This window comes from Streptomyces sp. NPDC047028, assembly GCF_040644095.1.
Taxonomy (GTDB): Bacteria; Actinomycetota; Actinomycetes; order Streptomycetales; family Streptomycetaceae; genus Streptomyces.
Map to the genome: position 1 here is coordinate 1 of NZ_JBEYVS010000114.1, position 3,446 is coordinate 3,446.

Genomic DNA, 3,446 nt, shown 5'->3' on the forward strand with positions numbered 1-3,446 from the left:
GCGCTTGCGCAGCTCGGGCGGGTACATCGAGGGTCGTGCCATGACTCGGAATCCTTACACGGAATCGAGTCTCCACCTCACCCGGGGCGGTTCAGTGTGCCGTGACAGCCATGCCGCGGTCCTCCTCCTGCTTCGAGGTTTAGAGAGGTGGTGCGGCGAGGACGCCTGCCGGGTGGCGGGGGCCGAGGAAGACGGCGACGCCCTCGCCCTCGGGAGCGGGATGGGTGGCCTGTGTCCAGCCCTGGCGGCGGTAGAAGGCCATGGCCCGAGAGGCCCGGACCGAGGTGAGCAGCCAGGAGCGGCCCTCGGGAGCGTCCGCGGTGACCGCCTCCAGCAGTTCGGCGGCCAAGCCTGTGCCCTGTACTGCGGGGCGGACCGCGAGTTCGTCGATCTCGCCGGCTCCGCACAGCCATTCCGCGGTGCGTTGTGGGCCCAGGCCGACGGTGGCCTGGGGGTAACAGCGGTCGGTGGGGAAGGGGGCCATGGTGGTCCACGCGGTGGTGAAGCCGACGACGTCTGGCCCCTCCAAGGCGACGGCTGCGGTGAAGCCGGGGCGCTTGACGTCTTCTTCCAGTCGGCCGAGGCACGCGGTGGCCTTCCCCTGCGTCCTCGTTCCAGGGTGGGGCGCAGAAGGCATCGAGTAGACGGAATGCAGGGCGGCGGAGTGCGGCGACAGGTCCTCGCCGGGAAAGACGCGGATGTGCGCAGACATCAGGCGGCCGCCCCCGCCGTGGCCGTGGGATGCAGCGCCGCGTACTCCAGGGGCGCTGACGGGGCGATGGACACATCCAGGGGGCCGGTTCGGCTCCGGCCCGTACGAGGAGGTCGCCGACGGCGCCGAGCATCGCGCGTTGTCGGTACACAGCCGGAGGGGTGGTACGCGCAGAGCGATGCCGGCTGCCCGGCAGCGCTCCTCGGCCAGCGCGCGCACCCAGGAGTTGGCGGCGACCCCGCCGACCACGACCAGCGTGTCCACGCCGTGCTCCGTGCAGGCTGTCACCGCCTTGCGGGCCAGTACGTCGGCGATCGCCTCCTGGAGGGAGGCCGCCCCGTCCGCGACCGGCAGTACGGTGCCCGCGTGGCTCTCGGCCCAGCGTGCCGCCGCTGTCTTGAGTCCGGAGAAGGAGAAGTCGTACGACGCGGGGAGCGGGCGGGGGAGGGGGACGGCGCCTGGATCCCCCCGCGCGCTGCCCGGTCGATGGCGGGGCCGCCGGGATACGGCAGTCCAAAGACCCTGGCGACCTTGTCGAAGCACTCGCCCGCGGCGTCGTCGAGGGTGTCACCGAGACGAATGATCGGATCGCGTGCCAGGTCGCGGACGAGGAGCAGCGAGGTGCGGCCGCCGGAGACGATCAGCACCATGCAGGGATTGGGCACTGGGCCGTGTTCGAGGGTGTCGGCGGCGACGTGGCCGGCGAGGTGGTGGACGCCGTAGAGCGGGACGTCGAGCGCGTAGGCCAGGCCCTTCGCTCCGGCCAGCCCGACTTGGAGTGCGCCGGACAGTCCCGATCCGGTGGTCACGGCGGCCGCTCCGACGTCGGTCAGCCGCAGTCCGGCATCGTTCAGGGCGCGTTCGACCACCGGACGGACCGCGTGGACATGGGCGCGGGCGGCGATCTCCGGTACGACGCCGCCGTAGCGGGCGTGTTCGTCCATGCTGGACGCCACCGCGAGTCCAAGGAGCTGCTCTTCCCGGACGAGTCCGGCGCCGGTTTCGTCACAGGACGACTCGATGTCCAGCACGACGGGAGAGCCCACGCCCGCCGGTCGGGACCGCCGGGCGCATGGGCGCGGCCCCCTTTGCGTGCCTGGGCGATCAGTGGTTCCTCGTGCACGCAGCGGACACCCCGAGCCCACGCCATATGGAAGTGCCGCTCGGCCGGGGCCCTTCACCCTCTCGACGGGAAGCTGCTATCCCGCCGTAACCCACCGCCGCCCGTGAGGCGGGGGGCCTCGCGGTCGCCGTCCGACAGCCTCCTGCGTCCGCAGAGGTTCGCGGGGTGGACGACCCCGGGTGGGCGGGCCAGTGGCTCGACGCGTGCCTTGACCTGCGTTCTTTTCGAGTCGCTGACTGAATTCTGACGCCGCCTTTACTGCAAGCATCTTGTTGTTGCAACTCATTTGCAGAAACCTAGATGGTGCGGCTGAAAACAGCCGCTCGCCAAGTAGTAAGGCCCGCGTCCCCATGACAACCGCTCCAGATTCCGCTTCTCCCCGCCCCGCCTCCTCAGGCGCCGGCCGCGGTATCTCGTGGCACCGCATACGCACGTCCATGACCCGCAGGGAGTGGGCGAGCGTCGGCGGGATGGCCGCCTTCATCCTGGCTCTGCACGTCATCGGCTGGTTCACGCTGGTGGCGATCGTCGCTCCCGAGCACTACAGCCTGGGCACCAAGACCTTCGGCATCGGCATCGGCATCACCGCCTACACCCTCGGCATGCGTCACGCCTTCGACGCCGACCACATCGCCGCCATCGACAACACCACCCGGAAGCTTATGAACGAGGGCCGACGCCCGCTCTCGGTCGGCTTCTGGTTCTCCCTCGGCCACTCCACGATCGTCTTCGCCCTCGCCTTCCTGCTCTCCCTGGGCGTGAAGGAACTGGCAGGCCCGGTCGAGAACGACAGCTCCGAGCTGCACAGCATCACCGGCTGGATCGGTACGACCGTCTCCGGGACGTTCCTCTACATCATCGCGATCATCAACCTCGTGATCATGGTTGGCATCTGGAAGGTGTTCCGGCAGATGCGCTCCGGCCACTTCGAAGAGGCCGCGTTGGAGGAGCAGCTCAACAACCGCGGCTTCATGAACCGCATCCTCGGCCGGCTGATGAAGTCGATCACGAAGCCATGGCAGATGTACCCCTTGGGCGTCCTCTTCGGCCTCGGCTTCGACACCGCGACCGAGGTCGCGCTCCTCGTCCTCGCCGGCTCCGGCGCCGCCTCCGGCCTGCCCTGGTACGCGATCCTCTGCCTGCCCGTCCTCTTCGCGGCCGGCATGTCGCTGCTGGACACCATCGACGGCTCGTTCATGAACTTCGCCTACGGCTGGGCGTTCTCCAAGCCCGTCCGCAAGGTCTACTACAACCTCACCATCACTGGCCTGTACGTCGCCGTCGCCCTCATCATCGGCACCGTCGAACTGCTCGGCCTCGTCGCCGACAAGGCCGGTCTGCGCGGACCGTTCTGGGACTGGATCTCCGGCCTGGACCTGAACATCATCGGCTACGTCATCGTCGGCCTGTTCTTCGCCACCTGGGCGATCGCCCTGCTGGTGTGGAAGGTCGGCCGCATCGAGGAGAAGTGGACGGCGGACCTGGCCCCGTCGGCCCCGGCGGAGCAGACCGCCGACTAGAGCGTGTCTCTTTGATGGGTGATCAGTTGATCGGATGTGTCTGTCCGATTAGTGATCACCGATGCGATGTGGGACCGGATCGAGCCGTTGA

At 68.9% G+C, this 3,446-nt stretch carries 2 protein-coding genes and 2 pseudogenes; 1 reads left to right on the forward strand and 3 read right to left on the reverse strand.

The genetic code is table 11. From position 1 onward, the window contains the following. Window positions 1–139: 139 nt before the first annotated feature. The 3 genes and pseudogenes from ABZ854_RS37080 to ABZ854_RS37090 all read right to left on the reverse strand — a co-directional run. Window positions 140–712, reverse strand: a complete 573-nt coding sequence (locus tag ABZ854_RS37080) for a GNAT family N-acetyltransferase (RefSeq protein WP_361220428.1) — start codon at window positions 710–712, stop codon at window positions 140–142. 195 nt (window positions 713–907) lie between these two features. Continuing rightward, window positions 908–1,255: pseudogene (locus ABZ854_RS37085) on the reverse strand (hypothetical protein); the annotation flags it as partial. Continuing rightward, window positions 1,168–1,893 (reverse strand): annotated as a pseudogene (locus tag ABZ854_RS37090) (hypothetical protein); the annotation flags it as partial. The pseudogenes ABZ854_RS37085 and ABZ854_RS37090, both read right to left, overlap by 88 nt. Window positions 1,894–2,185: 292 nt before the next feature. Between ABZ854_RS37090 and ABZ854_RS37095 the strand changes: the two are divergent. Next, window positions 2,186–3,355: a HoxN/HupN/NixA family nickel/cobalt transporter gene (locus ABZ854_RS37095; RefSeq protein ID WP_361220425.1), complete on the forward strand. Its 1,170-nt coding sequence runs from the start codon at window positions 2,186–2,188 to the stop codon at window positions 3,353–3,355. Window positions 3,356–3,446: the final 91 nt, after the last annotated feature.

Coding starts and splice junctions, on each gene's coding strand:
- ABZ854_RS37080 (WP_361220428.1), bottom strand. CDS start 712: ATGTCTGCGCACATCCGCGTCTTTCCCGGCGAGGACCTGTCGCCGCAC.
- ABZ854_RS37095 (WP_361220425.1), top strand. CDS start 2,186: ATGACAACCGCTCCAGATTCCGCTTCTCCCCGCCCCGCCTCCTCAGGC.